Here is a 25,015-nt window from a genome sequence, read left to right on the forward strand (position 1 = left end):
GGCCTGCACTTCATACGGAAGCCTTTATGCCACAAATTTTGCAATTTCTTCTCGCCCTGGTGGTTATCTTCGCATTGGCATTACTGGTCAGCAATGACCGCAAAAAAATCCGCCCACGCTATATTATTCAACTGTTAGTGATTGAAGGGGCGCTGGCCTATTTCTTTCTGCATGCGGCCAGCGGGCTTAGCGTGATTAAACACGTCGCCGGCTTCTTTGAGCTGCTGCTGACCTTCGCCGCCGAAGGCTCAAACTTCGTTTTCGGGGGCATGAGCAAAGAAGGCATGTCGTTTATTTTCCTCGGCGTTCTGTGCCCCATCATCTTTATTTCCGTGCTGATTGGTATTTTGCAGCACTTCCGTATTCTGCCGCTGATTATTCGCGTTATCGGCACCCTGCTGGCCAAAGTAAACGGCATGGGCAAGCTGGAATCGTTTAACGCGGTCAGCACGCTGGCGCTGGGGCAATCGGAGAATTTTATCGCCTATAAGGGCATCATTGGCGATATCTCCCCACGCCGCATGTACACCATGGCCGCGACCGCCATGTCCACGGTTTCCATGTCGATCGTCGGCGCCTATATGGCGATGATTGACGCAAAATACGTGGTCGCCGCGCTGATCCTGAATATGTTCAGCACATTCGTCATTCTTTCCATCATCAACCCCTACCAGGTAGACGATGAACCAGAGTTAAAGCTCAATAAGCTGCATGAGGATCAGAGCTTTTTCGAGATGCTGGGGGAATATATCCTGGCCGGTTTCAAGATTGCGATGATTATTACGGCGATGCTGATTGGCTTTATTGCGCTGATCGCCGCCGTAAACGCGATTTTCTCCGGCATCTTCGGCATCAGCTTCCAGCAGATGCTCGGCTATGTGTTCTATCCGCTGGCGTGGCTGGTCGGCATCCCGGCGCAAGATGCATTGCACGCCGGCAGTATTATGGCTACCAAGCTGGTGGCCAATGAATTTGTCGCCATGATCGAGCTGAAAAAAATCGCGGCGGAAATGAGCCCGCGTGGCGTGGGTATCCTGTCGGTGTTCCTGGTGTCGTTTGCCAACTTTGCGTCTATCGGCATCATTGCCGGCGCGATCAAAGGCCTTAACGAACAACAGGGCAACGTGGTTTCCCGCTTTGGCCTCAAGCTGGTTTACGGTTCAACGCTGGTGAGCCTACTTTCAGCCGCCATCGCCGGGCTGGTGCTGTAAGCATGACCCCGGCCGCCGCACCGGCCGGGGCATATTTAAAATGCGACGCAGACCTGCGCATCCTCACGCATCACCGAATCCTGGGCAAACTGCTGTTTATAGAGGGTGCGTAACGCCTCGATATTCGCTTCGGTGTCTTTTCCCGCTGGGTGGATCAACATTAATGCCTTGCTGTTCTCACGCGCCAGCTTGCCGTCGTTCCCCAGCCATTGGCCTTTGGCGTCAAACACCGATAAGCCCTCTTTAAAACGCGGCGTAACCTGCTGATCGACAAAACGCTGCCATTCCTGGGCGCTAATCACCGGCCCCGATGGGCGATTCAGCCCAAAGAATAACGTGGTTTTCATCATGGGTTCGCCAACGCTACAGGCCATCGCCGTTTTCGGCTCCGCGCGTTGCGCCGTGGGTGCGGCACACCCGTTTAAAAACAGAAGGGAAGCCGCGATAAACGCCGCCATGTAAGGTGTTTTCATCTCTATTCCTTAATCCAACAAATTCCTGCGCCTCTGGCGCGGGGAAAAACCCGCCATCACCCATCAAAAGCAAAATAAGTAATGATTCAATATAACCATGCACACCAGTATCACCATTTACAAAGCCATTCCGGCGCCATAATAATAAAATAATCTAATCCGAAAGACATATCGTTAGAAAAAATCAATAGTCGCATCGCCCCGGGCCAATTACCCTGCATGGCACAAAACCTTTTACCCCAACAGACAACACCCTGATGTTACTGAGCATCCTTTATATCATCGGCATTACCGCAGAAGCCATGACCGGCGCGCTTGCCGCTGGGCGGCGGCAAATGGACCTGTTCGGCGTTATTTTTATTGCTTCGGCCACCGCCATCGGCGGTGGTTCAGTGCGCGACATCCTGTTGGGCCACTACCCATTAAGTTGGGTGAAGCACCCGGAATATATCGTCATTGTCGCCATTGCCGCCATTCTTACCACTTGGCTGGCGCCGTTGATGCGCCACCTGCGCCGCCTGTTTTTGGTGCTGGATGCGATCGGGCTTATCGTCTTTTCCATTATCGGCGCCCAAGTGGCGCTGGACATGGGCCACAGCGCACTTATCGCGGCCATCGCCGCCGTGATAACCGGCGTTTTTGGCGGCGTGCTGCGCGATATGTTCTGCAACCGTATCCCCTTGGTTTTCCAGAAAGAAGTGTATGCCGGCATTTCCTTTGCCGCCGCGTGGCTGTACATCGGCCTGCAACACTTTGCGCTGACGCATAATGTCGTTGTTCTTATCACGCTTATCGCCGGCCTGAGCGCCCGCCTGCTAGCCCTGCGCTTCCGCCTGGGCCTGCCGGTGTTTAACTACCAGCATCCGGAAAACTAACGCCCGGCCGGGAGAGGGTTAGCTCTCCGGCTGGCCGTGGGTAAAAACCCGCGATCCCCTGCACGCCCAGCACATCAGCCATGGCGGCCAATTCAGGGTGTTGAATATACGCCTGCAGCAAACGCGCTCTTTTCGCGCCGATTCCCGCCACTTCACGCCATTGATCAACCGACAGCTGTTGCAGATGGTGCCAATCCGTCACGCCTGCGGCTTGAACCCGGGATAATGGCACCCCCAGCGCAACCAACCAGTGGGCAAACGGCCGTTGGCGGGTTTGTTGGAAACGCCGATGAATCTCCCCGGCCCGCACCTTGCCAATACCGGGAACCGCAGCCAACTGTTCCGGCGTGAGCACCAGCCAGTCCAGCAGGTGATGCACCAGGCCGTGGTTCATCAGCGCCTGCCAGTTAGCGCCGCTAACCCCGTTGATATCCAGCCCGTTGGCGCTGCTCAACCATACCAAACGGGCCAAGAACTGCTGTTGGCAGCCCGGTTGCCGGCTAAAACAGCTTAACGCATGGTACCGCTTGGGATCGGGTGCCGAGATGACCGGCCGTTCGGCCACCCGCCACACCACCGCATCAAGGTGCGGTATGCCATGCCCCATCAGGCTGACGGCGACCTGATCGCCAGGCACGACATCCCACTGGCGCCAGCGCGAAAGCGGCCCGACGCTCACCCGCCGGATCCATTTATCATCCATCCGAACCGGCGCCAGCTGCAACACGGCGCTAACATTGCCCGTGCGCCCGATGGAAAAGGCGACGCCGTTAACCTGCGCAATCTGGCGTAACGGTGGATATTTCCAGGCAACCGCCCACTCTGCCGGTTTATTTTGCCAATAGCGCCCCGGCGGGGCATGCCCCTGATGGATCACAATCCCATCGGTCACGAACGGCAAAGGTGCCTGCTGCCAATGCCTGCGCCATTTTTCAACTGCCGCTAAGGCCGTGACCGGTTGCGAATACCGCAGGGCCAGCGGAAAGCCCCACTCCGCTAGCTGCCGCAGGCGCACATCCATCGCTGCCGGGCCGTCTGGCCACGCCCAGATAAACACGCCAAGCTGCGCCAGAGCCGGCGATACCGGGTTGCGCATCAGCATACCCGCCACTTTGGCACGCGCGTTGATGCCCCCCTGGCTAAGCTGGTGATGATCGTTCACCTGCAGGAAAATCTCCCCTTGCAGCACCAGCCTTGCCGGCGCGTTATGTAGCCGTTGCGGAACCGAGGGGATGGCTTTCACCTTTTCCAGCCAGTCTTCCCCCTGCAGCCCATTGCCGCGGCTAATCGCCTGCGCCAGCTTCCCCTGCCGATAAACCAGCGTAACGGCCACGCCGTCTACCTTCGGCTGCACCCATAAATCGCTGCGGCCGCTTATCCACGCCCCAACGGCACGGGCATCGGGCAATTTGCGCAGGCCGGTGTGAGCCACCGGATGCGCGACCTTCCCGCCCGGCAATAGTGGCAGCGCCTCACCGCCGGCGGCCTGCCCCGCACACCGTAGCCAAACCGCCAGCGTCTGCCGCAGGCCGTCATAGAGATCATCGTCGATGGCGCTATCGCCGCGCTGGTAATAGGCCAGATCCCACTGCTCAAGCCGCTGTTGCAGCGCCGCACTTTCCTGGCGCAGGCGTTCCGGCGGCCAGGCCGGGCAGGTTTGCGCCGCCGCGCTACTGCATATCGCCACGCCAACCCCGATGCGCCAGGCCAGATAAAACCCCCGCTGTATCATTGGCACCTCCCTGTTGCCACAGTAAAGCGCTAAACCGCCCGGCCGGCGAGAGGGAAAAGCGCAAGCTGCGCAACCGTCCTCATAAACGCTGGTGGCTTACAAAAACCATCGGATATTTCGCGATAATCTGCGCAAAATGGGTTTTTGCGCCTATTTTTTTGCACAAAGCGGCAAGCAAAATGCGAGGTAGCACTGCATCAGGCGCTTTAGCCGTGTATACTGTGCGGAGAAAATAAGCATCCGCTGTCATTGGCACATCAACCGCTATCAACGAACATCATCATGGCTCAAGGCACGCTTTATATTGTCTCTGCTCCCAGCGGCGCAGGGAAATCAAGCCTGATTCAGGCTTTGTTAAAAACGCAACCGTTGTACGACACCCAGGTGTCTGTCTCTCACACCACGCGCGCCAGGCGCCCGGGTGAAAACGACGGCGAACATTACTTTTTCGTTTCAAAAGACGAATTCCAGCAAATGATCGCGCAGGATGCGTTTCTTGAGCACGCCGAAGTGTTCGGCAACTATTACGGCACGTCACGCGCCGCCATTGAACAGGTGCTGTCAACCGGCGTGGATGTGTTTCTGGATATTGACTGGCAGGGCGCGCAGCAAATTCGCGCCAAAATGCCGCGGGCGCGCAGCATCTTCATTCTGCCGCCCTCAAAGGAAGAGCTTGGCCGCCGCCTGCGTGGGCGCGGGCAAGATTCCGAAGACGTGATCGCAAAACGCATGGCGCAGGCCGTTGCCGAAATGACCCACTATGCGGAATACGATTACCTCATCGTCAATGATGATTTCGATCTGGCCTTGTCGGATCTGAAGACCATCATTCGCGCCGAACGCCTGCGTTTAAGCCGGCAAGTACTGCGGCATGACGCTTTAATCAGCAAACTATTGGCAGACTGACGGCAGTTTCAGTATCATGCCCAGTCTTTTCGTCACCTGTGGAGTAGCACAAATATGGCACGCGTAACTGTTCAAGACGCTGTAGAGAAAATTGGTAACCGTTTTGACCTGGTGTTGGTCGCTGCTCGTCGGGCACGTCAAATCCAGGTTGGCGGCAAAGAAGCGCTGGTTCCTGAAGAGAATGACAAGTACACCGTTATCGCCCTGCGCGAAATCGAAGAAGGCCTGATCAACAATCAGATCCTTGATGTCCGTGAGCGCCAGGAACAGCAAGAGCAAGAAGCCGCAGAGATCCAAGCGGTAACTGCCATTGCTGAAGGCCGTCGTTAATATTTAGACTGCGAGTCTGCTTTGTACCTGTTTGAAAGCCTGAATCTGCTGATTCAACGTTACCTGCCTGAGGACCAGATTAAGCGCCTCAAACAGGCATACCTCGTTGCACGTGATGCTCACGAGGGCCAGACACGTTCCAGCGGTGAGCCCTACATCACCCACCCCGTCGCGGTGGCATGCATTCTGGCGGAGATGCGTCTTGATCATGAGACGCTGATGGCCGCGCTGTTGCACGATGTCATTGAAGACACGCCGGCCACCTATCAGGACATGGAACAGCTGTTTGGCAAAAGCGTCGCCGAACTGGTTGAAGGCGTCTCCAAGCTCGACAAGCTGAAATTCCAGGATAAGAAAGAAGCGCAGGCGGAAAACTTCCGCAAGATGATCATGGCGATGGTGCAAGACATCCGCGTGGTGCTCATCAAACTGGCCGACCGTACGCATAACATGCGCACCCTCGGTTCGCTGCGGCCCGATAAACGGCGCCGTATCGCGCGTGAAACCCTGGAAATCTATAGCCCGTTGGCCCACCGCCTGGGCATCCATCACCTGAAAACCGAGCTGGAAGAGCTGGGTTTTGAAGCCCTTTATCCAAACCGCTACCGCGTCATTAAAGAAGTGGTGAAAGCCGCGCGCGGTAACCGTAAGGAAATGATCCAGAAGATTCTTTCTGAGATCGAAGGGCGCCTGACCGAAGCGGGTATCCCCTGCCGCGTCAGCGGGCGGGAAAAGCACCTCTATTCCATTTATTGCAAAATGCACCTGAAAGAGCAGCGTTTCCATTCGATTATGGATATTTATGCCTTCCGGGTGATCGTCAAAGACGTGGATACCTGCTACCGCGTGCTGGGCCAGGCACACAGCCTGTACAAACCGCGCCCGGGCCGGGTTAAAGACTATATCGCCATCCCCAAGGCGAACGGCTACCAGTCGCTGCACACCTCGCTGATTGGGCCACACGGCGTGCCGGTCGAGATACAGATCCGTACCGAAGACATGGATCAGATGGCCGAAATGGGGGTTGCCGCGCACTGGGCGTATAAAGAACAGGGCGAAACCGGCACCACCGCGCAAATCCGCGCCCAGCGCTGGATGCAAAGCCTGCTGGAGCTGCAGCAAAGCGCCGGCAGCTCGTTTGAATTTATTGAGAGCGTAAAATCCGATCTGTTCCCGGATGAAATTTACGTCTTCACGCCGGAAGGGCGCATCGTCGAACTGCCGGCGGGCGCAACGCCGGTCGATTTTGCCTACGCGGTGCACACCGACATCGGCCACGCCTGTGTGGGCGCGCGCGTAGACCGCCAGCCTTACCCTCTTTCGCAGGCACTAAGCAGCGGGCAAGCAGTGGAAATTATCACCGCGCCCGGCGCGCGGCCCAACGCCGCCTGGCTGAACTTTGTCGTCAGCTCGAAAGCGCGCGCCAAAATCCGCCAGATGTTGAAAAACCTCAAGCGCGACGATTCGGTGGGCCTTGGCCGCCGTCTCTTGAGCCACGCGCTGGGCGGCAGCCGCAAGCTGGCGGAAATTCCGCCGGCCAATATCCAGCATGAGCTGGATCGTATGAAGCTGGCAAGCTTTGACGATCTGCTGGCGGAAATTGGCCTGGGCAATGCCATGAGCGTGGTGGTGGCGAAAAACCTGCAGGGCGAACAGTCCAGCCTGGGTGCGGCTTCCGGCGTGCGCAACCTGGCGATCAAAGGCGCAGACGGCGTGTTGATCACCTTCGCCAAATGCTGCCGGCCGATTCCCGGCGATCCGATCATCGCCCACGTCAGCCCAGGGAAAGGGCTGGTTATCCACCATGAATCCTGCCGCAATATCCGCGGTTACCAAAAGGAACCGGAAAAATTCATGGCGGTCGAATGGGATAAGCAAACCGAGCAGGAATTCATTGCCGAAATTAAAGTGGATATGCTCAACCATCAGGGCGCGCTGGCCAACCTGACGGCGGCCATCAATGCGGCCGAATCCAATATTCAAAGCCTGAATACCGAAGAGAAAGACGGCCGGGTATACAGCGTGTTTATCCGCTTGACCACCCGCGATCGCGTCCATTTGGCAAACATTATGCGTAAAATCCGTATTATGCCGGATGTGATTAAAGTCAACCGTAACCGAAATTAGCGCTTATGAGTCCTGAACGCTATGCGCGGATTTGTGAAATGTTATCGACCCGGCAGCCGGATTTATCCGTCTGCATGGAACAGGTGCACAAACCGCATAACGTCGCCGCCATTATCCGCACCGCCGACGCCGTCGGCGTGCCGCAGGTGCATGCCGTGTGGCCAGCCGCACGGATGCGTACCATGGTGTCTTCCGCCGCAGGCAGCAATAGCTGGGTCAGTGTCAAAACACACCCGTCAATTGGTGATGCCGTCGCGCATCTGAAGGGCCAGGACATGCAAATCCTGGCCACTCACCTCTCCCCGCGCGCCGTGGACTTCCGGGAAATCGACTACACCCGGCCAACCTGCATCCTGCTGGGGCAAGAAAAAACCGGCATCACGCCAGAAGCGTTAGCCCTGGCCGATCGCGATATCATTATTCCGATGATCGGTATGGTGCAATCGCTTAACGTTTCCGTCGCCGCGGCCCTGATCCTCTACGAAGCGCAGCGCCAGCGGCAGAACGCCGGCATGTATCGACGCGATCACTGTATGTTGGATAAGGAAGAGCAGCAGCGCCTGCTGTTTGAAGGTGGTTACCCGGTGCTGGCCAACGTGGCCAAACGCAAAGGGCTGCCGCGCCCGCACATTGACGAACAGGGCCAGGTGATTGCCGACGACGCATGGTGGGCAACCATGCAGGCAACGGCGGTGCGCAGATGAAAGGCCGCCTGCTGGACGCCGTTCCGCTCACCTCGCTTTCCGGGGTAGGAGCCAGCCAGGCAGGCAAACTGGCCAAAATCGGGCTGGAAACCATCCAGGATCTGCTGTTGCACCTGCCGTTGCGCTACGAAGACCGCACCCGCTTATACCCCATCAACGATCTGCTGCCCGGTATTTTCGCCACCGTTGAAGGTGAAGTGCTACGCAGCGACATCAGCTTTGGCCGCCGCCGCATGCTGACCTGCCAAATCAGCGACGGCACCGGCATTCTTACCATGCGCTTTTTCAATTTCAACGCGGCGATGAAAAACAGCCTGGCGGCCGGCCGACACGTTACCGCCTACGGTGAAATCAAACGCGGCAACCACGGCGCTGAAATCATCCACCCGGAATACCGCATTCAGGGGGATCACAGCGACGTCGAGCTGCAGGAATCACTGACGCCGGTTTACCCAACCACCGAAGGCGTGCGCCAGGCCACCTTGCGCAAACTGACCGACCAGGCGCTGGCGCTGCTTGATACCTGCCCGATCGCTGAACTGTTGCCGCCGGAACTGAGCGCCGGCCTGATAAGCCTGCCGCAGGCGCTGCATACCCTGCACCGCCCGCCGCCGGATATCCAGCTGGCCGATCTGGAACAGGGTAAACACCCGGCGCAACGGCGCCTGATTCTGGAAGAACTGCTGGCGCACAACCTGAGCATGCTGGCGGTGCGTGCCGGCGCGCAGCGCTACCAGGCGCAGCCGCTGCTGCCGGACGACCAGTTGAAAACGCGCTTCCTGGCCCAGTTGCCGTTCTCGCCCACCGGGGCGCAGCAACGGGTGGTTGCCGAGATCGAAGCCGATATGCAAAACCCTTTCCCGATGATGCGCCTGGTGCAGGGCGACGTCGGCTCCGGTAAAACGTTGGTCGCCGCGTTGGCGGCGCTGCGCGCCATCGCCCACGGCAAACAGGTGGCGCTGATGGCGCCCACCGAGCTGTTGGCCGAACAGCATGCCAATAACTTCCGCCAATGGTTCGAACCGCTGGGGATCAAGGTGGGCTGGCTGGCCGGCAAGCAAAAAGGCAAAGCGCGTATTGCGCAACAGGACGCCATCGCCAGCGGCGAAGTCTCGATGGTTGTCGGCACCCATGCCATCTTCCAGGAGCAGGTGCAGTTTAACGGGCTGGCATTGGTGATTATTGATGAACAGCACCGCTTTGGCGTGCACCAGCGCCTTGCCCTGTGGGAGAAAGGCGAAGAGCAAGGCTACCATGCCCACCAGTTGATCATGACCGCCACGCCCATCCCACGCACGCTGGCCATGACCGCCTATGCCGATCTGGACACCTCGGTGATCGACGAGCTGCCGCCGGGCCGTACGCCGGTGACCACCGTCGCTATCCCCGATACGCGGCGCGCCGACATTATCCAGCGGGTGCGTAGCGCCTGCCTGGAGGAAAGCCGGCAGGCCTACTGGGTCTGTACCCTGATAGAAGAATCCGAACTGCTTGAGGCCCAGGCGGCGGAAGCCACCTGGGAAGAACTGAAGGCCGCCCTGCCGGAGCTTAACGTGGCGCTGGTGCACGGGCGCATGAAGCCGCAGGAAAAACAGGCAGTGATGCAGGCATTCAAGCAGGGCGAATTGCAGTTGCTGGTGGCCACCACAGTGATCGAAGTGGGCGTCGACGTGCCGAACGCTAGCCTGATGATTATTGAAAACCCGGAGCGGCTGGGGTTGGCGCAGTTGCATCAGCTGCGCGGCCGCGTCGGCCGCGGCGCAGTGGCATCCCACTGCGTGTTGCTGTACAAAACCCCGCTGAGCAAAACAGCGCAAAAGCGCCTGCAGGTGCTGCGCGACAGCAACGATGGCTTTATCATCGCCCAACGCGATCTGGAAATCCGCGGCCCCGGCGAACTGCTCGGCACCCGCCAGACCGGCAGCGCTGAATTCAAGGTGGCCGATTTGCTGCGCGATCAAGCACTGATCCCGGAAGTGCAGCGCGTGGCGCGCCATATCCACCAACATTACCCCGAACATGCCAGGGCGCTGATCGAGCGCTGGCTGCCAGAAAAAGCCCGCTATTCAAACGCCTGATCGATAAAAAACCCCAGGAAATGCGGTCCTTTGAACGCAACCGTTTGCTTTTGCGCGGCGGCGGATTAAAATGCCCTCTTTTCCATTTTCTGGAAAGCACAACACCATGACGATGCAATCTGCCGAACAGGATGTGGCCGTAGCCACAGCAGCCCAGCCCCGCAAAAGTGAACTGATTTACCGCCTGAAAGACCGGCCGCCGCTGCCGCAAACGCTGTTTGCCGCCGGCCAGCACCTGCTGGCGATGTTTGTCGCCGTGATTACGCCAGCCCTGTTGATTTGCCAGGCGCTCGGCCTGCCGGCGCAGGATACCCAGCATATTATCAGCATGTCGCTCTTTGCTTCCGGGTTGGCTTCTATTCTGCAGATCAAAACCTGGGGGCCGGTGGGTTCCGGCCTGCTTTCCATTCAGGGCACCAGCTTTAACTTCGTGTCGCCGCTGATCATGGGCGGCCTGGCGCTGAAAAACGGCGGCGCGGATGTGCCGACCATGATGGCGGCGCTGTTTGGTACGCTGATGGTGGCCTCCTGCACCGAGATCGTGCTCTCGCGGGTGCTGCACCTGGCGCGCCGCATCATTACGCCGCTGGTTTCCGGCATTGTGGTGATGATCATCGGCCTGTCGCTGATTCAGGTTGGCCTGACTTCCGTCGGCGGCGGCTATGCCGCGATGAACGATCACAGCTTCGGCGCCCCCAAAAACCTGTTGCTGGCCGGCGCCGTGCTGCTGGTGATTATCCTGCTCAACCGCCAGCGCAACCCGTACCTGCGCGTGGCTTCGCTGGTGATCGCCATGGCCGTGGGCTACCTGCTGGCCTGGGCGTTGGATATGCTGCCGGAAAGCCAACCGGTGGCCAACAGTGCGCCGATTACCATCCCCACCCCGCTTTACTACGGCCTGGGGTTTGACTGGAACCTGCTGCTGCCGCTGATGCTGATCTTTATGGTCACCTCGCTGGAAACCATCGGCGATATCACCGCCACCTCGGACGTGTCGGAACAACCGGTCACTGGCCCGCTGTACATGAAGCGCCTGAAAGGCGGGGTGCTGGCCAACGGCCTGAACTCCATGCTGTCCGCCGTATTCAATACCTTCCCCAACTCCTGCTTCGGCCAGAACAATGGCGTGATCCAGTTGACCGGGGTTGCCAGCCGCTACGTCGGCTTTGTGGTGGCGCTGATGTTAATCGTGCTCGGCCTGTTCCCGGCGGTAGCCGGCTTTGTGCAGCATATCCCCGAGCCAGTGCTCGGCGGCGCGACCATCGTGATGTTCGGCACCATCGCCGCCTCGGGCGTGCGCATTGTTTCGCGTGAAAAGCTTAATCGCCGCGCGATCATGATCATGGCGCTGTCGCTGGCGGTCGGAATAGGGGTTTCCCAACAGCCGCTGATTTTGCAGTTTGCCCCTGACTGGCTGAAAACCCTGCTTTCTTCCGGTATTGCCGCCGGCGGTATCACCGCGATCGTGCTGAATTTGCTGTTCCCACCGGAAAAAGAATAATCCAGCCAGGCTAAAAATAGCCGCCGGCTTTATCACTTCGAAAAAACGGCCGCCTGCGCCGTTTTTTTATTGCCGATCAACCCATTGCCCTTGAGATAACCGCCCAATTGCGGCATAAACAGGGTATCTTTTTTAACCTCGCGGATGTGGGCGATGAAATTTATCGGGAAACTGTTGCTGACCTTGCTGCTGCTGATGGTGCTGGCCGTCGTGCTGCTGTACACCGTCGGCCAAACCCGTTGGGCCGCAGCCCGGCTCAGCGGCTGGATCAGCGAAAACAGCGAGTATCGCCTGTCGGTCGCCAAAATAACCCATAGCTGGAGCCAACCGGGGCAAATCAGCCTCGAAGGCGTGACGCTGGCGAAAACCGGCCAGGCGCAACTGCTGGCGGCGGAACAGATCGATCTTGGCCTGAGCCTGCGCCAGATTACCGCACCGCGTTATTTTCACAGCGTGACGCTGCGTGACGGCACGCTCAACGTGCAATCACAGGCGGCGGCGCTGCCGGTGCAAGCCGATGTATTGCAGTTGAGCAACATGGCGCTCCAGTCCAACGATGCCACCTGGCAGCTCAGCGCACAGAAGGTCAATGCCGGCATCACGCCGTGGCAGCCCAAGCCCGGCCATATTCTTGGTGAAAACAACCAGTTCCAGTTCAGTGCCGGCACCATGACGCTCAACGGTATCCCGGCCTCGCAGGTGCTGGTGCAGGGCGAACTCAAACAAAATCAGCTATTCCTGAATGATTTCGGCGCCGATCTGGCCCAGGGCGATCTGACCGGCATGGCCACCCGCGCCGCCGACGGCAGCTGGCAGGTAGAGCGCCTGCGGCTGAGCAACGTGCGCCTGCAAACGCCACTGACGCTGGCCCAGTTCTGGCAGCGCTTTACCGCCCTGCCGCCGGTGGCAATCAAACGCTTTGATCTGATCGACGCGCGCCTGGAAGGCAACGCCTGGGCGTTCAACGATCTGGATCTGTCGCTGCAAAACGTCACTTTCACACAGGGTGACTGGCACAGTGAAGACGGCTCTCTGAACTTCAATGCCAGCGATCTGATCGACGGCGGCATTCACCTGATCGATCCGATTATGAACATGCAGCTTTCACCGGCCGGCATTGCTATCCAGCAGTTCACCACCCGCTGGGAAGGCGGCCTGCTGCGCACATCGGGCAGTTGGTTGCGCAGCACCCATCGCCTGCAACTGGACGAGGTGGCGATCGCCGCACTGGAATATACCCTGCCCATCAACTGGCGCGAACTGTGGCTGGCGCCGCTGCCAGGCTGGCTCCAGGAGGTGTACGTCAGCAAGCTGAGCACCAACCGTAACCTGCTTATCGATATCAACCCGGATTTCCCGTTCCAGATCACCGCGCTGGACGGTTACGGCAGCAATTTGCTGCTGGCTCGCGATGGCCAGTGGGGGATTTGGTCCGGCTCGCTCACCCTGAACGGCAGCGACGCCACCTTTAACAAGGTTGACGTGCGGCGCCCATCCCTGGCATTGACCGCCGACGACCAGAATATTAGCGTGAGCGAACTCAGCGCCTTTATGCCAAACGGCCTGCTGGATGCCAAAGCGACGATCGGCCAACTGCCGGGCAAGCCGTTTACGTTAACCCTCAATGGCCGCTCGGTGCCGCTTAACACGCTGCAACAATGGGGGTGGCAGCATGTGCCACTGGAGGGCGACGGCAACCTGAATCTGCAGTTGAAGGGGTTATTGAACAGCGACGGGCCGTTCAAGGATTCGGTACACGGCAACCTGCAGGCCACCGGCAAAGACGGGCAAACGGTGAACCAGCAGCAGCCATAACCCCGGCAAGCCGGGTTATGGCTCTTTCGCGGCCTCTGAGCCGCCCTGCTCCAGCGGCACATCCGGTACCGCTGGCAGCACCATATAGGTGCCTTCGAACACCGCGCCTTTATCTTCGTCGCCAAACAGGCTCACTTCGGCATGCACCCGCGCCCGGCGGCCACGCGCCAGGCGCGCCAGATCGCCGCTCAGCGAGCCCAAATCCGCCACGGCCCGCGGCCGGCCGGTGATCGGCGAGCTATAGCGGATGTGGGCATCGGCCAGAATAATGGTGCCGCCCAGGTGGCGCTCGCGCAGCAGCAGCCAGATCAACCCCCAGGCGGTGAGTGTCGCCAGCGAAAACAGGCTGCCGGCAAACAGCGTATGATGCGGGTTCTGATTACCGGTTTCCGGCATGGTGGTGACAAAGCGCTGGCCGGTGTATTGGCTAATGCGCACCCCCATCTTTTCACTCAGCGGAATATGCTCATACCACGCCTGCTGCAGTTGCCAGCACCAGTCCGGGCGGTGCAGGATGTCATCCAACGGCACCACCGGCTTAATCATCAGGAAATGGCGGATTGACGAGGTCTGCGGGACGGTGATTTCTCCCTGGCTTTCAAAACCCAGCTTGGCAAAGAACGGCACCGCATCCTCGCGCGCGCTGCACACCACGCGCTTAACCCCTTCCTGGCGCGCGACGGATTCCAGCGTCATAGCCACCAGCGTACCCAGGCCCTTGTCCTGCACCGCCGGATCAACCGCCATAAAACGGATTGCCGCCTCGTTATCGGCGTTGATATACAGCCTGCCGACGGCAACGATTTTGCCGCTCTCGTCCACCACCATCTGATGATGGGCCAAAGCATCATAGGCGTCCTTTTCCGATCCCATCGGTTGATGCAGCGGCTTGCGCAGCATCTCCCAGCGAAACCGGTAATAATCCTGCAGCTCTTGTTCTGTAACGGGTACGCGTAGGTGATACATGGACGCCTTTTCTCCGAATGCCTGGTTAACATGGTGCCATTCATCGCCGTGAATAACGCTAACGGATGCTCACGCGCTCAGCCTAAACCTGTAGCCAGAAAGTGACCGGGCCGTCATTCACCAACGCCACTTTCATATCCGCCGCAAATTGCCCGGTCGCGGTTTCCACGCCGCGCTCACGGCATTGCCCGACAAAATAGCGGTACAGCCGATCGGCTTCGTTCGGCGCCGCGCCGCGTGAAAAACTCGGCCTCATGCCCTTTTGGGTATCGGCGACCAGCGTAAACTGCGACACCACTAAAACACTACCACCGGCCTGTTGCACATTGAGGTTCATTTTGTCATTTTCATCGCCGAAAATGCGATAGCCCAGCACGCGCTCGCACAGGCGCGCGGCTTTTTGCTCGCTATCGCCCGCTTCCACCCCCAATAACACTAACAAACCGGGGCCGATGTTACCGATGGTTTGCCCTTCTACCGTAACGCTGGCGTTCAACACCCGCTGAATTAACGCAATCATAACTGCCCTTCCTGCTCCCCATCCTGATGTTGCTCTGCTTTCTGTTGGCGGTACCGGCGGTATTCGCCCATGGTCACGGTGATCTCCGCGCCGAGTAACACGATACACCAGCTCCAGTAGACCCAGAGGAATAAAATGGGGATCACCGCCAGCACGCCGTAGATCAACTGGTATGACGGGAACATGGTGACATACAGCGCAAAACATTTCTTGCCCAGTTCAAACAACACCCCGGCCACCAGAGCGCCGACCAGCGCATCTTTAGGCGGCACCCGCACCGTGGGCACAATGCTGTACAGCAACCAGAAAGAGCCCCACGACAGCAACAGGGGAAAAATACGCAGCACCTGATCCACCAGGCTATTCACACCGCTCTGCGCCAACCAGTTCAACGAGAGCAGATAAGAGCTGATGGCCATGCTGGCGCCCACCAGCAGCGGCCCCAGCGTCAGCACCATCCAATAGACGGCGAAGGACACCACGATGGGCCGCTTGTCTTTGCTGCGCCAAATGGTATTCAGCACGCTATCGACCGATGAGATAAGCAACAGCGCGGTCACGATCAACCCGCAGGTACCGACGGCGGTCATTTTGCTTGAGTTGGCAACGAACTGCTCCAAATAGCGCTGGATCACGTTGCCGGCCGCCGGCATAAAATTGGAAAAAATAAAGCTTTTCAACTGCACGCTGATATCCGAAAACATCGGAAATACGGCGAACAGCGCAAAGACCACGGTGACCAGCGGCACCAGCGACAACAACGAGACATACGCCAAATGGCCGGCCAACATGGTCAGGCCATCGCTGTCGATACGTTGATACAACAGGCGCCCGAAAGTCACCCCTGGTTTGATAGACGACGGCAGCGTCTTACGGCGAAAAAACCACATATTCACTCCTTGATGACCGTTCCCTCAACCTGGCTTCAAGGAGCAGCACGGCAACCGGCTCCCCCTTCGGGGTATTCGCGGGCTAACCAAGGGATAAAAAAAGAAACCGCCGCCGCAACAGGAAGCATGAAGGATATGCCTTAAGCTTAACGCGCCATGGGTTATTGGGCAAAATAGGCCGGCACGACGGTGTTATCGGTCACCAAAACGGTATTGATCCCCAACGCCTGCGCCGCCGCAATATTGTCGGGGTTATCATCGAAGAATACCGCCTGATCCGGCGTCGCGTTTTCCTGCGCCAACACATGCTGATAGATACGCGCTTCCGGTTTACGCATACCCAGCTCCTGCGACAGGTAAACGCGGTGCGCCGTCGCGGCGATTTCCGGATACTGCTGCGGCCAGAAATGGGTGTGCAAGCGGTTGGTATTGGACAACACCACCACCCGGTGCCCTTCGTCGCGCAGGCGCTGCATAATGGCGATCACTTCCGGGCGCAGCGCGACAAACACCGCCTGCCAACCCGCGGCAAACTGTTCAAAGCTCAGCGCGATCCCCATCTGATGGCTCATACCGGCGGCAAACGCCTCGTCGCTGACTTCGCCGCGCTCATGCTGTTCGAACAGCTCGCCCATAGCGAAACGCTCGGCCACCGCCGCCAGCGGCGTGCCGCTTAAACGGCTCCAGACACCCAGTACACGTTTGAAATCGATATCGACAATCACATTACCTAAATCAAAGATATACAGCATCGTCCTCTCCTGATCGGTCGGGGAAAGCTCACTGTAGCGGGAAAAGGCAGGGCTGAACAGGGAAGGGGATAAAAAGCCTGCAGACAGCCAATAAATGGCAGAGGCAGAAAAAACTCAGGGCGCCAATGGCGCCCTGAATCACAGCGGACTCAATCAGCGATTACGCTTCTTTCGGGCCGCGGTTCGCACGTTTACGATCGTTTTCCGTCAGGTGACGCTTGCGGATACGGACCGAGGTCGGCGTAACTTCAACCAGTTCATCATCATCGATGAATTCCAGCGCTTGCTCCAGCGACATCTTGATAGCCGGAACCAGCGTGGTGGCTTCGTCAGTACCGGAAGCACGCATGTTGGTCAGTTTTTTACCGGTCAGGCAGTTCACGGTCAGATCGTTAGAGCGTGAGTGAATACCGATAATCTGGCCTTCATACACTTCCGCACCGTGGCCGAGGAACAGCTTACCGCGATCTTGCAGGCTGTACAGGGCGAAGGCAACCGCTTTACCCTGGCCGTTGGAGATCAGCACGCCGTTCTGGCGCTGGCCGATTTCACCCGGGCGCACATCGTCGTAGTGGCTGAAGGTGGAGTACAGCAGGCCGGTACCGGAAGTCATGGTCATGAACTCGGTACGGAAGCCAATCAGGCCACGGCTTGGGATCACGTAATCCAGGCGGATACGGCCCTTGCCATCCGGCACCATGTCTTTCACATCACCTTTACGCTCACCCATGGCCTGCATGACTGCGCCCTGGTGCTGCTCTTCGATATCCAGCGTGACGTTTTCGAACGGTTCCTGCATGCGGCCGTCAATCTTACGGTTGATAACCTTCGGACGGGATACGGCCAACTCGAAGCCTTCACGGCGCATGTTTTCGATCAACACGGACAGGTGCAGTTCACCACGGCCGGATACGCGGAACGCATCGGCGTCTTCGGTTTCTTCAACACGCAGCGCCACGTTGTGCACCAGCTCTTTCTTCAGGCGATCGAGGATCTGGCGAGACGTCACGAACTTGCCTTCTTTACCACAGAACGGCGAGGTGTTAACGCAGAAGAACATGGTAACGGTCGGTTCATCAACGGTCAGCGCTGGCAGCGCTTCAACCGCGTTGACGTCGCAAATGGTATCGGAGATGTTCAGCTCGCCCAGGCCGGTGATGGCGATAATGTCGCCCGCCTCGGCCACAGCGGCTTCGATACGCTCCAGGCCCATGTGGGTCAGCACTTTACCGACTTTACCGTTACGGGTTTTGCCTTCGCTGTCGACGATGGTGACCTGCTGGTTAGGCTTCACTTTACCACGCTTGATACGGCCGATGCCGATAACGCCCACGTAGTTGTTGTAGTCCAACTGGGAGATCTGCATCTGGAACGGTGCTTCCAGCTCCACTTTCGGCGCGGACACGTGGTCAACGATCGCCTGGTAGAGCGGGGTCATATCTTCGGCCATATCGTTATGGTCGGTGCCCGCGATGCCCATCAGTGCAGATGCATAGATGATTGGGAAATCGAGCTGCTCGTCGGTGGCGTCCAGGTTCACGAACAGATCGAACACCTGATCGACAACCCAGTCAGGACGCGCGCCAGGGCGGTCAACTTTGTTGATGACAACGATCGGTTTCAGACCATTAGCGAATGCTTTTTTGGTGACGAAACGGGTTTGCGGCATGGGGCCATCCATTGCATCCACAACCAGCAGCACCGAGTCAACCATGGACATTACGCGCTCAACCTCGCCGCCGAAGTCGGCGTGCCCTGGGGTATCAACGATGTTGATGCGGTAGTCTTTCCAATTAATGGCGGTGTTTTTTGCGAGGATGGTAATCCCACGCTCTTTCTCCAAATCGTTGGAGTCCATTACGCGCTCAGTCGCTTCAGTACGGGCATCAAAGGTACCGGACTGCTGCAGCAACTTATCAACCAGGGTAGTTTTACCATGGTCAACGTGGGCAATAATGGCGATGTTACGCAAATTTTCGATCACAGCTTTGCCTCAGGCATTAGAAATAGCGCGCTATTGTACACGTATTAAGCGAGGGACTAAACAAGATCACAGCAGTCTGTCATAAACAACTGCAAATTGGTTAGTTTGTGATCCCTTTCACGGTGCAAAAATAGTCACCCGGTGCATCAATGCACCATAACGGTGCCACATTGTGATATTTTTGAACTAAAAAGGTGCAATCCACCACTTTGGTGCATACTGATAAATGTGCAAAACCCGCACAGAAAGGCGATTAATTGGCTTTTAAAAAGTTGGCACAGTTTTCGCTTTAGTCTACGCAAGGCTAATAAAAGCCAGGTACCACAGATTCGTTTTCCACGACGACAATGATAAATCCGGGAGAATTAAGTATGTCCGCTGAACACGTTTTGACAATGCTGAATGAGCATGAAGTGAAATTCGTAGATCTGCGTTTCACTGACACCAAGGGTAAAGAACAACACGTAACCATCCCTGCTCATCAGGTAAACGCCGACTTTTTCGAAGAAGGCAAAATGTTTGACGGCTCCTCTATCGGCGGCTGGAAGGGCATTAACGAATCTGACATGGTGCTGATGCCAGATGCCAGCACTGCGGTACTGGATCCATTCTACGAAGAGTCAACCCTGATCTTGCGCTGCGACATCCTCGAGCCAGGCACCATGCAAGGCTACGATCGCGATCCGCGCTCCATCGCTAAACGCGCAGAAGACTTCCTGCGTTCTTCCGGCATCGCCGACACCGTGCTGTTCGGGCCAGAACCTGAATTCTTCCTGTTTGACGATGTGCGCTTCGGCAGCAGCATCTCCGGTTCTCACGTGGCTATCGATGATATCGAAGGCGCATGGAACTCCGGCACCAAATACGAAGGTGGTAACAAAGGCCACCGCCCAGGCGTTAAAGGCGGTTACTTCCCGGTTCCTCCGGTCGACTCTTCACAGGATCTGCGTTCTACCATGTGTTTGACCATGGAAGAAATGGGCCTGGTTGTTGAAGCGCACCACCACGAAGTGGCTACCGCTGGTCAGAACGAAGTGGCTACCCGCTTCAACACCATGACCAAAAAAGCCGACGAAATCCAAATCTACAAATACGTGGTGCACAACGTTGCGCACGCATTTGGCAAAACCGCCACCTTCATGCCGAAGCCAATCTTCGGTGACAACGGTTCCGGTATGCACTGCCACATGTCGCTGTCCAAGAACGGCACTAACCTGTTCGCTGGCGACAAATACGGCGGCCTGTCTGAAACTGCCCTGTTCTACATCGGCGGTATCATCAAGCACGCCAAAGCGATCAACGCACTGTCCAACCCGACCACCAACTCGTACAAACGTCTGGTCCCGGGTTACGAAGCACCGGTCATGCTGGCGTACTCCGCCCGTAACCGTTCCGCTTCCATTCGTATTCCAGTGGTTGCCAGCCCGAAAGCGCGCCGTATCGAAGCTCGCTTCCCGGATCCAGCGGCTAACCCATACCTGGCGTTCTCTGCGCTGCTGATGGCTGGCCTGGATGGCATCATCAACAAAATCCACCCTGGCGATGCCATGGATAAAAACCTGTACGACCTGCCGCCGGAAGAAGAGGCTGAAATTCCAAAAGTAGCAGGCTCACTGGAAGAAGCGTTGAGCGCACTGAACGAAGACCGCGGGTTCCTGACCCGTGGCGGCGTATTCACCGACGATACCATCGATGCCTACATCGAACTGCGTAAATCCGAAATGGATAAAGTGCGCATGACTCCGCATCCGGTTGAGTTCGAACTGTACTACAGCGTGTAACACACGCCGGGCGTCCCCACGGTGGCGCCCCCAATTTTGTTGTCGTTTTTTTGTTGCCGTGGAAACTTTCAGCCCATCTTCGGATGGGCTTTTTTCTCCACACGGTTTTCTGCAAGGCTACGCTGTTCCGCGGTTACGCCGAATGGAGTAGGATAAACGCACTAAAAAAGTGCAGGAGTCTGCGGTATGGCAACTGGCAAGCTGCCCGATGCTGGGCAGATCCTCAATTCTCTCATTAACAGCATTCTGCTGTTGGATGATGAATTAGCGGTTCATTACGCGAACCCGGCGGCCCAGCAATTGCTGGCGCAAAGCTCGCGTAAACTTTTCGGCACCCCGCTGCCCGAGCTGCTTGGTTATTTTTCACTGAACATTGAGTTGATGCGCGAAAGCCTGAATACCGGCCAGGGGTTCACTGACAATGAAGTCACGCTGGTGGTCGACAGCCGTGCGCATATTCTTTCCCTTACCGCCCAGGCACTCCCCGATGGCTATATCCTGATGGAACTGGCGCCGATGGATAACCAACGCCGCCTGAGCCAGGAACAGTTGCAGCACGCGCAACAGGTTGCCGCTCGCGATCTGGTCCGCGGGCTGGCGCATGAAATCAAAAACCCGCTGGGTGGGCTGCGTGGCGCGGCGCAACTCTTGGCTAAAGCGCTGCCAGACCCGACGCTGACCGAATACACCAAAGTGATCATTGAACAGGCAGACCGCCTGCGCAATCTGGTGGATCGCCTGTTGGGGCCACAGCGCCCAGGCCAACATATTACCCAGAGCATCCACCAGGTGGCAGAACGGGTATGCCAATTGGTTTCGCTGGAAAAACCGGACAATGTGACGCTGGTGCGTGACTACGATCCCAGCCTGCCTGAACTGGCGCACGATCCCGATCAAATTGAACAGGTGTTGCTGAATATCACCCGCAACGCGCTGCAGGCGCTGAGCAGCGAGGGCGGCACCATCACCCTACGCACGCGCACCGCCTTCCAGATAACCCTGCACGGTACCCGCTACCGTCTGGTTGCCCGCATCGACATTGAAGATGACGGCCCCGGCGTACCGGCACAGCTGCAGGATACGCTGTTTTACCCAATGGTCAGCGGCCGCGAAGGCGGCACCGGCCTGGGATTATCCATCGCTCGTAATCTTATCGATCAGCATTGCGGCAAAATTGAGTTCAACAGTTGGCCAGGACATACCGAATTTTCGGTTTACCTGCCTATTCGCCAGTGAGGTTTTCTATGCAACGAGGGATAGTCTGGATCGTCGATGACGATAGCTCCATCCGCTGGGTGCTTGAACGCGCGCTCACTGGAGCGGGTGTGAGCTGCGCCACATTCGACAGCGGGAATGAAGTACTGGAAGCATTGGCCACGCAAACGCCTGATGTGTTGTTGTCTGATATTCGCATGCCGGGTATGGATGGCCTGGCGCTGCTCAAACAGATCAAACAACGCCACCCAATGCTGCCGGTTATCATCATGACCGCTCATTCAGATCTGGATGCCGCCGTCAGCGCCTATCAACAGGGCGCCTTTGATTACCTGCCCAAGCCGTTCGACATCGACGAAGCCGTCGCGCTGGTCGAACGTGCGATCAGCCACTATCAGGAGCAGCAACAGCCGGCACGCAGCCAGCCTGCCAGCGGCCCCACCACCGACATCATTGGCGAAGCGCCGGCGATGCAGGATGTGTTCCGCATTATTGGGCGGCTGTCGCGCTCATCCATCAGCGTGCTGATCAACGGTGAATCCGGGACCGGTAAAGAACTGGTGGCCCACGCGCTGCATCGCCACAGCCCGCGAGCCAAATCCCCGTTCATCGCACTGAATATGGCGGCGATCCCGAAAGACCTGATCGAATCCGAACTGTTCGGTCATGAAAAGGGGGCGTTTACCGGCGCCAACCAAATACGCCAGGGCCGCTTTGAACAGGCCGATGGCGGCACGCTGTTCCTGGATGAAATCGGCGATATGCCGCTTGATGTCCAGACCCGCCTGCTGCGCGTGCTGGCCGACGGCCAGTTCTACCGCGTGGGCGGCTATGCGCCGGTGAAAGTGGACGTGCGAATCATCGCCGCAACCCACCAAAACCTGGAACAGCGCGTACAGGAAGGCAAGTTCAGGGAGGATTTGTTCCACCGCCTGAACGTGATCCGCGTGCATCTGCCGCCGCTGCGCGAACGGCGCGAGGATATCCCTCGCCTGGCGCGTTACTTCCTGCAGGTGGCGGCGAAAGAGCTGGGCGTCGAGGCTAAAAATCTGCACCCGGAAACGGAAACCGCTCTGACCCGCCTACCATGGCCGGGGAACGTACGTCAGTTGGAGAATACCTGCCGCTGGCTGACCGTGATGGCCGCAGGCCAGGAAGTGCTGATCCAGGATCTGCCCAGCGAGCTGTTCGAAACCAGCGTGCCGGAAAGCGGGGGCCATAGCTTACCGGACAGTTGGGCCACGCTGCTGGCGCAATGGGCCGATCGCGCGTTGCGTTCCGGTCATCAAAACCTGCTCTCGGAGGCACAGCCGGAAATGGAGCGCACCTTGCTCACCACCGCGCTGCGCCACACGCAGGGGCACAAGCAGGAAGCCGCACGGCTACTGGGCTGGGGCCGAAATACGCTGACACGTAAGCTGAAAGAGCTCGGGATGGAGTAAGGTGCGGAACTGATTATAAAAAATACAATCAACCGCACAAAAATTGGCAAGAAACAGGCTTTACAGAGCGCGCCGCCGCAGTATGATCGTGGCGTAAACTCCGGAGGTTCGCGATGTTGGATTCACTCATCGTATTCATTACCCATGGCGCAGACGTCAGCGCTGCCGCCAGCCACACACCGCAAGCAGCCTTTGCTGCGGTATTGTGTGCCGCACTTATCAATTTGTTCAGTTAAAACAACAGCCGCACACGCGGCTGTTGTTTTATGCAGTGAAACGTCCAGCCAGCAAAGGCGCTAAATCACCCGGGAAAACTGCTGGGCATGGGCGGGTTTGCGCAAATAGACGTCAAAACACATGCAGATGTTACGGATCAACAAACGGCCGCGTGGCGTTACGCGCAGCCTGTCGGGCAGCCTTTCCACCAGCCCGTCATCCACCAGCGGCGCCAACAACGCCAGATCGTCAGCAAAATAGGCATTGAAGGGAATGCCATACTGTTTTTCGATCGGCGCATAGTCCAATTGAAAATTGCAAATCAGCGTCTTGATCACATCGCGGCGCAGGCAGTCGTCCGCCGACAGCGCCAGCCCACGCCATAGCGCATTGCCACGTGCTTCCACGCTGCTGTAATAGGCTTTCAGCTCTTTCTGGTTCTGCGCATAGCTATCGCCCAGCATACTGATGGCGGAGACGCCAAGCCCCAGCAGATCGCAATCCCCTTGGGTGGTATAACCCTGGAAGTTGCGATGCAACTGGCCGGCACGCTGCGCCTGCGCCAGTTCATCGCCCGGGCGGGCAAAATGATCCATGCCGATAAACTGATAGCCTGCGCTGGTCAACGCGGCGATGGTCTCTTGCAGAATCACCAGCTTCTGCTGCGCGTTGGGCAAATCGGCGTCTTTGATTTTGCGCTGTGCGGCAAACAGGTTCGGCAGATGCGCATAGTTGAATACGCTCAGGCGATCCGGGCCCAGCGCGATCACGCGCTGCAGAGTAAAGGCGAAGCTTTCCGGCGTTTGCTTCGGCAGGCCGTAAATCAGGTCGATATTGCTGGAGTTGAAGCCCAGCGCTTTGGCCCGCGCAATCAGGGCAAAAATAAAGTCTTCGTCCTGCTCACGGTTCACCAGGCGCTGCACGTCTTTATTAAAATCCTGCACGCCCATGCTCAGGCGATTAAACCCCTCATGGCGTAAATGATCGAGCACGTCCAGTTCAATTTCACGCGGATCCACTTCGATCGACATTTCAGCGCCGGGCTGAATGTCGAAATGCTGACGCAGCATCGCCACCAGTTGGCTGATTTGCCGCTTATCAAGATAGGTCGGCGTGCCACCGCCCCAGTGCATCTGGCTAACCCGACGGCCAGCAAACAACGGCGCACGGGCGATGATTTCACGCTCCAGCGCCGCCAGGTACTCATCCGCCTTATGCGTTTGGCGCGTGACCAGTTTATTGCAGCCGCAAAAGTAGCAAAGCTTGTGGCAAAAAGGGATATGCACATACAGTGAAAGGGGGCGCTCGGGGTAACGTGCGGCCGCACGCTGGAACGCCGCTTCGTCGTAGTTTTGGTTAAACTCCAGCGCCGTTGGGTAGGATGTGTAACGAGGCCCCGAGTAATTATATTTTTGGATTAGGGCCGAATCCCAGACAATCGTCTGTTCTGACATGCTTGCTCACTCCTTGCGATATTTTTTTCTACCGTGCCGTGAG

At 57.7% G+C, this 25,015-nt stretch carries 21 protein-coding genes; 13 read left to right on the plus strand and 8 right to left on the minus strand.

Going from position 1 to position 25,015, the window contains the following annotated elements; translation table 11 throughout:
• Nucleotides 1-26 precede the first annotated feature (26 nt).
• Nucleotides 27-1,211, plus strand: coding sequence for a NupC/NupG family nucleoside CNT transporter (locus ABFX35_RS23510; RefSeq protein WP_279024636.1), 1,185 nt, complete (start codon nucleotides 27-29; stop codon nucleotides 1,209-1,211).
• A 35-nt stretch (nucleotides 1,212-1,246) separates the two neighbouring features.
• Here the strand turns inward: ABFX35_RS23510 and ABFX35_RS23515 are convergent, their stop codons facing one another.
• On the minus strand, nucleotides 1,247-1,684 hold the full coding sequence (locus tag ABFX35_RS23515; RefSeq protein ID WP_095846557.1) for a DUF3574 domain-containing protein: 438 nt from the start codon (nucleotides 1,682-1,684) through the stop codon (nucleotides 1,247-1,249).
• Nucleotides 1,685-1,941: 257 nt separating this feature from the next.
• Between ABFX35_RS23515 and ABFX35_RS23520 the strand changes: the two genes are divergently transcribed.
• Entirely contained in the window at nucleotides 1,942-2,559 is a 618-nt protein-coding gene (locus tag ABFX35_RS23520; RefSeq protein ID WP_095846556.1) for a trimeric intracellular cation channel family protein, read from the plus strand.
• Here the strand turns inward: ABFX35_RS23520 and ligB are convergent.
• Nucleotides 2,534-4,291, minus strand: a complete 1,758-nt coding sequence (gene ligB / locus ABFX35_RS23525) for an NAD-dependent DNA ligase LigB (RefSeq protein ID WP_346083166.1) — start codon at nucleotides 4,289-4,291, stop codon at nucleotides 2,534-2,536. The two genes, ABFX35_RS23520 and ligB, sit on opposite strands and share 26 nt — an antisense overlap.
• Before the next feature lie 282 nt (nucleotides 4,292-4,573).
• Here ligB and gmk point away from each other — a divergent pair, with 282 nt between their 5' ends.
• The 7 genes from gmk (at nucleotide 4,574) to ABFX35_RS23560 (ending at nucleotide 13,752) form a co-directional block, all read left to right on the plus strand.
• The gene (gene gmk, locus ABFX35_RS23530; protein ID WP_346083167.1) at nucleotides 4,574-5,197 is read left to right on the plus strand and encodes a guanylate kinase; all 624 of its coding nucleotides are present in this window, start codon (nucleotides 4,574-4,576) and stop codon (nucleotides 5,195-5,197) included.
• Nucleotides 5,198-5,251: 54 nt separating this feature from the next.
• Nucleotides 5,252-5,527, plus strand: a complete 276-nt coding sequence (gene rpoZ, locus ABFX35_RS23535) for a DNA-directed RNA polymerase subunit omega (protein ID WP_095846553.1) — start codon at nucleotides 5,252-5,254, stop codon at nucleotides 5,525-5,527.
• Between the two features lie 21 nt (nucleotides 5,528-5,548).
• A complete protein-coding gene (gene spoT, locus ABFX35_RS23540; protein WP_279024645.1) occupies nucleotides 5,549-7,654 on the plus strand; it encodes a bifunctional GTP diphosphokinase/guanosine-3',5'-bis pyrophosphate 3'-pyrophosphohydrolase in 2,106 nt (701 codons plus the stop codon).
• A 5-nt stretch (nucleotides 7,655-7,659) separates the two neighbouring features.
• Nucleotides 7,660-8,358 (plus strand): tRNA (guanosine(18)-2'-O)-methyltransferase TrmH, encoded by a 699-nt coding sequence (gene trmH, locus ABFX35_RS23545; protein ID WP_279024647.1) that lies wholly within the window; start codon nucleotides 7,660-7,662, stop codon nucleotides 8,356-8,358.
• A complete protein-coding gene (gene recG, locus ABFX35_RS23550) occupies nucleotides 8,355-10,436 on the plus strand; it encodes an ATP-dependent DNA helicase RecG (RefSeq protein WP_346083180.1) in 2,082 nt (693 codons plus the stop codon). Before trmH ends, recG begins: the two co-directional genes overlap by 4 nt.
• 106 nt (nucleotides 10,437-10,542) lie before the next feature.
• Complete coding sequence (locus ABFX35_RS23555) at nucleotides 10,543-11,937, plus strand: nucleobase:cation symporter-2 family protein (protein WP_346083170.1); 1,395 nt, start codon at nucleotides 10,543-10,545, stop codon at nucleotides 11,935-11,937.
• Between the two features lie 153 nt (nucleotides 11,938-12,090).
• A complete protein-coding gene (locus ABFX35_RS23560) occupies nucleotides 12,091-13,752 on the plus strand; it encodes an AsmA family protein (RefSeq protein ID WP_346083172.1) in 1,662 nt (553 codons plus the stop codon).
• Between the two features lie 15 nt (nucleotides 13,753-13,767).
• Here the strand turns inward: ABFX35_RS23560 and fabY are convergent, their stop codons facing one another.
• From fabY to typA, 5 genes are all read right to left on the minus strand, one after another.
• The gene (gene fabY, locus ABFX35_RS23565) at nucleotides 13,768-14,718 is read right to left on the minus strand and encodes a fatty acid biosynthesis protein FabY (RefSeq protein WP_279024653.1); all 951 of its coding nucleotides are present in this window, start codon (nucleotides 14,716-14,718) and stop codon (nucleotides 13,768-13,770) included.
• A gap of 82 nt (nucleotides 14,719-14,800) precedes the next feature.
• On the minus strand, nucleotides 14,801-15,238 hold the full coding sequence (dtd, locus tag ABFX35_RS23570; RefSeq protein WP_279024655.1) for a D-aminoacyl-tRNA deacylase: 438 nt from the start codon (nucleotides 15,236-15,238) through the stop codon (nucleotides 14,801-14,803).
• A complete protein-coding gene (locus tag ABFX35_RS23575) occupies nucleotides 15,235-16,128 on the minus strand; it encodes a virulence factor BrkB family protein (protein WP_279024657.1) in 894 nt (297 codons plus the stop codon). Before ABFX35_RS23575 ends, dtd begins: the two co-directional genes overlap by 4 nt.
• Nucleotides 16,129-16,289: 161 nt before the next feature.
• Nucleotides 16,290-16,880: a glucose-1-phosphatase gene (gene yihX / locus ABFX35_RS23580; RefSeq protein WP_279024659.1), complete on the minus strand. Its 591-nt coding sequence runs from the start codon at nucleotides 16,878-16,880 to the stop codon at nucleotides 16,290-16,292.
• 160 nt (nucleotides 16,881-17,040) lie between these two features.
• Nucleotides 17,041-18,864: a ribosome-dependent GTPase TypA gene (gene typA, locus ABFX35_RS23585; protein ID WP_279024661.1), complete on the minus strand. Its 1,824-nt coding sequence runs from the start codon at nucleotides 18,862-18,864 to the stop codon at nucleotides 17,041-17,043.
• A gap of 371 nt (nucleotides 18,865-19,235) precedes the next feature.
• Here typA and glnA point away from each other — a divergent pair, with 371 nt between their 5' ends.
• From glnA to ABFX35_RS23605, 4 genes are all read left to right on the plus strand, one after another.
• Complete coding sequence (glnA, locus tag ABFX35_RS23590) at nucleotides 19,236-20,645, plus strand: glutamate--ammonia ligase (RefSeq protein WP_346083174.1); 1,410 nt, start codon at nucleotides 19,236-19,238, stop codon at nucleotides 20,643-20,645.
• Between the two features lie 186 nt (nucleotides 20,646-20,831).
• Complete coding sequence (gene glnL, locus ABFX35_RS23595) at nucleotides 20,832-21,881, plus strand: nitrogen regulation protein NR(II) (protein WP_095846543.1); 1,050 nt, start codon at nucleotides 20,832-20,834, stop codon at nucleotides 21,879-21,881.
• 8 nt (nucleotides 21,882-21,889) lie between these two features.
• Nucleotides 21,890-23,302 carry a nitrogen regulation protein NR(I) gene (gene glnG / locus ABFX35_RS23600; protein ID WP_279024663.1) on the plus strand — a complete coding sequence of 471 codons (1,413 nt, stop codon included), beginning with the start codon at nucleotides 21,890-21,892 and terminating at the stop codon, nucleotides 23,300-23,302.
• Nucleotides 23,303-23,415: 113 nt separating this feature from the next.
• Nucleotides 23,416-23,538: a YshB family small membrane protein gene (locus tag ABFX35_RS23605; protein ID WP_145957817.1), complete on the plus strand. Its 123-nt coding sequence runs from the start codon at nucleotides 23,416-23,418 to the stop codon at nucleotides 23,536-23,538.
• A gap of 60 nt (nucleotides 23,539-23,598) precedes the next feature.
• Here the strand turns inward: ABFX35_RS23605 and hemN are convergent, their stop codons facing one another.
• Nucleotides 23,599-24,972: an oxygen-independent coproporphyrinogen III oxidase gene (gene hemN, locus ABFX35_RS23610; RefSeq protein ID WP_346083175.1), complete on the minus strand. Its 1,374-nt coding sequence runs from the start codon at nucleotides 24,970-24,972 to the stop codon at nucleotides 23,599-23,601.
• Nucleotides 24,973-25,015: the final 43 nt, after the last annotated feature.

Source organism: Gibbsiella dentisursi (assembly GCF_039539505.1).
GTDB classification, from domain to species: Bacteria; Pseudomonadota; Gammaproteobacteria; order Enterobacterales; family Enterobacteriaceae; genus Gibbsiella; species Gibbsiella quercinecans.